Below are 5,734 nucleotides of genomic sequence, written 5' to 3'. Positions count from 1 at the left end.
GCTCTATGTCTCTATCAGGCAGTTCTGTGAGGCGATGTCGTTCTTGATCATTACCGAGTTTAGATAGCACAGTCGCCGCATACTTCTTACCAGCAGCGTCTCCGTCAGTCACCACGTGCCAATCGATGCCAAACTCTTGCGCTACTTTAATGAGCGCTTTAAGACCAGACTGCGCGAACTCAATAATTTGAACGCCTTCCGCAGCAAGGTTATACCCACATTGGTTGGCTAACTCGTTAAACAACCAGACTTCGGTTTCACCTTCTACCAACAACCAGCAGCGAGCGTACAGAGCGCCGGACCGGTGAAAACGAATATGAAAACCAATTCGACGAAGTTCATCTTTGCTGAAGTGGTTCACATTGAGCTGGTTGGCTATGGTTTTATCTGACTGACGTACCAAACGACGAATCGATTGAAGCGGCACAGCAGCAAGTAGATCGCCACTGTTGGTGGTCAGGATTTTTTGCATGGGCAGCTTTTGCATCAAGCTCCAAGCCCTTGCCAAGTGCGTTGGGTGCAATCGACCTTCTGGATCTTCAAGGATCAAAAGAGGGCGAGCACATCTTCTTAAGTCATTTGGCCCTTTTGCTTGCAAATAGGCATTAAGTAACCCCATGAATAATAAGCGAGTTTGTTTGTTTTTGGTCTCTTCGACCAATTGATGAATGCTCTTGTCGTTCGCACCTGCTGAGTAAAGTAACCCATCACGCGGTTTTCTCGGATTTTTACGTGAGACACTCTTAAATGAGAAGTAGTGTTCTATTAAGCTTTGCATCGACTCAAGACTACTGCGCATTTCACCTTTATTAACATGTCCGGGTATCGCCATAAGGCGACGGCAGGTGTTGTCGATGCGTTTTTCTATCCTTGCCTGACGCCCATTTCCGTTTCCATTGCTGCCATTACCATTGGTTGTTTGACTCTGGCCGTTACCATTTCCACTCACATTATTAGCGTGCCCGTTACTAGCATGAACGGTGTTAGTGTGAACATTACCCGGTAGATGAGCATTGTGGTTAAGTGAATTGCCGTTGAAAGGGCGATCGAAGTGCCTTGCGTCTCTCAAACGAATTACAGGGTGTAACGTCATTAATTCTTGAGCGAGCTTTTCTGAGTGATGAAGCTTGAGAGGGTTTCCGTCCAACCCCAAAAATGCATAGTGTGTGGTCGTTTCATATTGCTCTAACGTGGCACTGATTCGATAATAGATACGAAAAACACCAAACTCGTCTTGAACCCACACCGGTTTGAGTTTGCGATAACGTCCTGCATTTAGCTCACTTTTATCGTTGGCTTTTAATGCGAGAACAATTTGAAGGTGTTGAGACTGTGGATGTGAAACTGAGTAATCGACATGGAAATCGGTCATTTCGAAGTGATATGGAACTCCGTCTGAAGGGAGAACGACGGAAAGGGCATCCAATAATGAAGACTTACCCCAAGTATTTTCACCAATAAGCGTGGTTAGCTCATCAAACGCAAGAGACATGCGCTTAATACCTCGAAAGCCAGAAATCTCGATTCTTTCTAGTTGCATAGGCTTACTCCTAACGGAAGGCTCTGCTAATTGTTTGAAAGCTAACAGATATCTTTAATCATAATCGAAAAACACAAATCTGGTATGCTCACCTGTCACAAAACCCGTTGTTATTTATACGGTGCAAAATGAGATTTTCGATCTATCTCGAGTATTTTTTTGCAGTGCAGTTTCATAAAATTCACGATTCTGTCATGATTCTCGACCTAGTATGAAGGGACAAAGAGAGAAGAAAATATGACTAAAAAGAATAAGCCGACAAAAATAGTGTTGGCACACATCAACGACACCCACTCATACTTTGAACCAACCTCGTTACAGCTATCACTTAAAATGAACAACCACATCATTGAACCTTATGTCAGTACTGGTGGCTTTGCTCGAATTTCAACACGCTTCAAACAAATAGAACAAGATGCCCAGCGTCAGAAGGTTGGAACCCTGTTCCTGCATGCTGGTGACTGCTTCCAGGGGACTTTGTACTTTTCTTTATTCAAGGGAAAAGCCAACGCCGATTTGTTGAATGCCCTTAATATAGATGCCATGACGCTTGGCAATCACGAGCTAGATATGGGTAATGAGCCCGTTGCGATTTTCGCGAAAAGAATCAAATTCCCACTGTTGGCCGGTAACTGGAATCTATCGAATGAGGATATCAATAAAACTCATACCTTAGCGGACAACGAAATTGTTAAACCCTATCTGACTGTAACGCGAAGTGCCTCTTTTATAACGAAAGAGTTTGATGGCGAGAAGGTTGCAATATTCGGCTTAAGCATCGACAAAATGGCAGGCATTGCCAATCCAGATATCGATACACCATTTGAAAATGCTTTAGAAACAGCAAAAGCGACCATTGAGCAGATTCATAAAGCTGGTATCAACAAGATTGTGTTACTTAGTCATCTTGGTTACGAAGCTGATTTAGAGTTAGCAGCCAACGTAACAGGTATTGGTGTCATTGTTGGTGGTCATAGTCATCGCTTACAAGGTGATTTCTCTGATATTGGCTTAGTTAAAGATGATGATTACGGAGTGAAAGTCGATGACACCTATGTTGTGCAAGCGGGTTTCCACGCCATGAGCCTAGGACACTGCGAAATCGAGTTCGATGCTGAAGGCAAAGTGACTCACTTCAACGGTAAGAACGAACTGCTGTTAGGCCGTCGACTGTTTATAGACGCGAAATTGAGTGAAGTAGGGCAAGACGATGCCCACGACATGGCATGTGAGTTTTTAAATAATCACCCTAATATTGCAGTGTGTAAAAAAGATCCTGAGCTGCAGAGTATTCTGACGGATAAATACCAGCCGAGAGTTCGAAAGCTTCAGCAACAAGTGATTGCTCATGCAGACACAACACTGCGCCATATTCGGATCCCGGATGAGAAAGGTCCAAGTCAGCTTGCGCCCTTGGTTGCTCAATCATTTCACTACCTAATGAACAAAAAAGGGCATCAGGTTGAATTTGCGATTCACAACTCTGGTGGAGTGCGAAATTCACTCAATAGTGGTGATGTATCCGTTGCCGATATTGCCGGAAAACTACTACCGTTTGCCGTACCCATTGGTGTGTATGAAGTAAAAGGTGAAACGATCGCTGGCATGCTTGAAGGTGCAATCAATAACGCGATCGATAATGGTGTCGTGGGCACAGGTTCCGGCAGCTTTCCTTATACTCATAATCTAAGGTTCTGCTACCACAAAGAAGCGCCTATAGGGCATAGGATTCACCATTTAGAAATACACTCTGAAACATCCGGTTGGCAGCCAGTTTCTCGTGACCGAATTTACCGAGGCGCGTCGTCAGCCTACACCATGAAAGGAAAAGAGGGCTATAACGCCGTCTTAGATATGATAGGTGATGGCGTGGTGACGACCGATTCTATGGCAGACTGTTTTATCGAGTTTCTACAAGAATACCCAGAGTCTCTTAAACACAATGAACCGCTGAATTGCATGGAGTGTTTTAGATAATCAGCATCAATGATTGCACTTAACATTATTAGTTATAGCTGTTTATAAATTTGGCACTGTTTATGCTTTATTCCTGCAGGTCACACTTCTTGTGGAGATAAGCATGGATAAGAAAGATTGGTTAGATGCAGTAGCGGTGGTTGGTTGGGTATCGGTTTGGTCTGCGTTAGTGTATTTGATACCGACGGCAGGATTGTAATTTACGCAAGATTGTAATTTGCGCAGAGTTATAACTTGATCGTTTTGCAGTGTAACTACGCAGTGCCATCGTGAATTTGGTTAGCAGATTTATTCTTAGAATCAATTCGAGTGTCTATTTGATAGGGTGGCATCAATCAAAAAGGAGCATTTGCTCCTTTTTTGTATTTCTAGTGCAAATTTTAATAGACGAAACACAAATAGGGGAATATTATCCACGCGTTTGGGGAGTAGTTAGCGCAAGTTTACATGTCGTCATCTCGTTAGGCTAAGAGCCTATCCGGTATGTAAAGGTGAAATCCCATATTTCACTTCAACGAGACCAACGCAATCACAATCAAGATCCGTCGTGGAACTTGATATGTTTTGTTTGCGGAAGGTCTTTGTAAAGTTCTTCCGCCCGGAGGAATAATGAACTCAACTCAATCTCTATTATCTACAAATAGTGAATCCTTTTTATCATCGCCAATCATGACGACTTATGCGGGTTTTTTCCTGCTAACAGTGATTCTCGTCTCTATTGATATCTATCAGACTCGTGGTGGGAACGTCACAATTAAAAAAGCGGCAATCTGGAGCGTTTTTTGGTTTGTACTTGCATTTTTGTTTGCTGGTTCTATTTACTTATTCTGGGACATTTATGCGCCAAATAGTGACTACACAGCGCAAAAAGCAACCGTGTCATTCATTACGGGCTACTTGCTAGAAAAATCACTCAGTGTAGACAACCTATTTGTTTTCGCGATGATCTTTGCTCAATACCAAGTTCCTGAGCACCTAAGACCACGTGCGCTTCTATGGGGCGTAATTGGTGCACTGGTACTTCGTGCAATTATGATCGCACTAGGCGCACAGCTGTTGGCTGAATACCACTGGGTGCTTTACGTGTTTGCTGCGTTCTTGATTGGTACTGGTATTAAACTGGCGTTAGACAAGGGCGAAGAGGAAAGTGTAAATACATTACCAGAGAAGTTACTTCGTAAAGTGATGCCGGTAACAGAGGATTTTCATGGTCCTGCATTAATGGTTAAACAGGGTGCAAAATGGGCATTCACTCCAATGATGTTGGTGATCGGTGCGATTGCAGTTATGGATGTGATGTTTGCATTGGATTCTATCCCAGCTATCTTTGCTGTGACGCAAGAACCGTTCCTGGTACTTGCTGCAAACGTATTTGCGCTACTTGGTCTCCGTTCTTTGTACTTTGTACTGCAAGGCATGATGGATAAGTTCATTTATTTGAAGCCTGCACTGGCATTCATCATGGTCTTTATTGGTGTAAAAATGCTACTGGTTGATAGCGAATGGGCTATCCCGACGTATTGGTCGTTGGCGGTGCTGATTTCTACCATGACGGTTGCGGTTATAGCGTCGATTTATGCGAAGAAGCCAGACATTGAACAAGTGAATTAGAAACAAATATAACTTATCGAAAAGTTTATAATCGGTACGTGGTCGATGAAGTGGGGAATTTATTTATGTAAAATTTCTGTGACATTGGCCACTTTGATTTGAATGGTATTTGTACTAAATGCATGATTTTAACGCCATTGCGAATTTATAGTCACCATTTGTGAATATGTATTTCAGCGTGTTGTTAATGGTTTGTTTTATTAGAAAAACTAATTCGAATATCTAATTTTAGTCATTTTTTAACCTGCAAAAGATCACCTATTATTCTTGTCATCAGAACGAACCACATAAACAAATTTATAGAGAGGCAATCATGGCTCAAGCAATGCAAATGAATACTATCGCTGTTCCTAACTCTATGGATAAGAAGACCTACTCGGTTAACTTCAAAGGATTGATTGCACACATTTTCGATATTCTTTTTGTAGACAACTCTCCACGTAGTTACTACTCAAGCGACCTATCTGGTCACATGCAACGCGATATCGGTATCAACCGTTAATCTCTGCGTTAACATGTAAAAATATAGAATTTTAAGAAAACGCCAGCTTCTGAAGCTGGCGTTTTTGTATCTGCAATAAGCTGTGTATCTCAAAGAAACTAAGC

General features: G+C 42.4%; 4 protein-coding genes. 3 read left to right on the top strand and 1 reads right to left on the bottom strand.

The annotated features are described in order from the left end of the window. Positions 1-1,540, bottom strand: a 1,540-nt coding sequence (locus AB4653_RS03870) for a DUF2813 domain-containing protein (RefSeq protein ID WP_372103371.1), incomplete at its 3' end; no start/stop codon positions are given. A 237-nt stretch (positions 1,541-1,777) separates the two neighbouring features. Between AB4653_RS03870 and AB4653_RS03865 the strand changes: the two genes are divergently transcribed. The 3 genes from AB4653_RS03865 to AB4653_RS03855 all read left to right on the top strand — a co-directional run bounded on the left by AB4653_RS03865 (position 1,778) and on the right by AB4653_RS03855 (position 5,630). Further along, positions 1,778-3,517: a bifunctional UDP-sugar hydrolase/5'-nucleotidase gene (locus tag AB4653_RS03865; RefSeq protein ID WP_009845307.1), complete on the top strand. Its 1,740-nt coding sequence runs from the start codon at positions 1,778-1,780 to the stop codon at positions 3,515-3,517. A gap of 609 nt (positions 3,518-4,126) precedes the next feature. Then, complete coding sequence (locus AB4653_RS03860; protein WP_009845309.1) at positions 4,127-5,128, top strand: TerC/Alx family metal homeostasis membrane protein; 1,002 nt, start codon at positions 4,127-4,129, stop codon at positions 5,126-5,128. Between the two features lie 313 nt (positions 5,129-5,441). Further along, a complete protein-coding gene (locus tag AB4653_RS03855) occupies positions 5,442-5,630 on the top strand; it encodes a hypothetical protein (protein WP_009845310.1) in 189 nt (62 codons plus the stop codon). Positions 5,631-5,734: the final 104 nt, after the last annotated feature.

This window comes from Vibrio sp. 10N.222.48.A3 (assembly GCF_041475345.1).
GTDB lineage: Bacteria > Pseudomonadota > Gammaproteobacteria > Enterobacterales > Vibrionaceae > Vibrio > Vibrio tasmaniensis_A.
This window is presented reverse-complemented; position numbering and strand designations above follow the sequence as displayed.

Coding starts and splice junctions, on each gene's coding strand:
- AB4653_RS03860 (WP_009845309.1), top strand. CDS start 4,127: ATGAACTCAACTCAATCTCTATTATCTACAAATAGTGAATCCTTTTTA.
- AB4653_RS03865 (WP_009845307.1), top strand. CDS start 1,778: ATGACTAAAAAGAATAAGCCGACAAAAATAGTGTTGGCACACATCAAC.
- AB4653_RS03855 (WP_009845310.1), top strand. CDS start 5,442: ATGGCTCAAGCAATGCAAATGAATACTATCGCTGTTCCTAACTCTATG.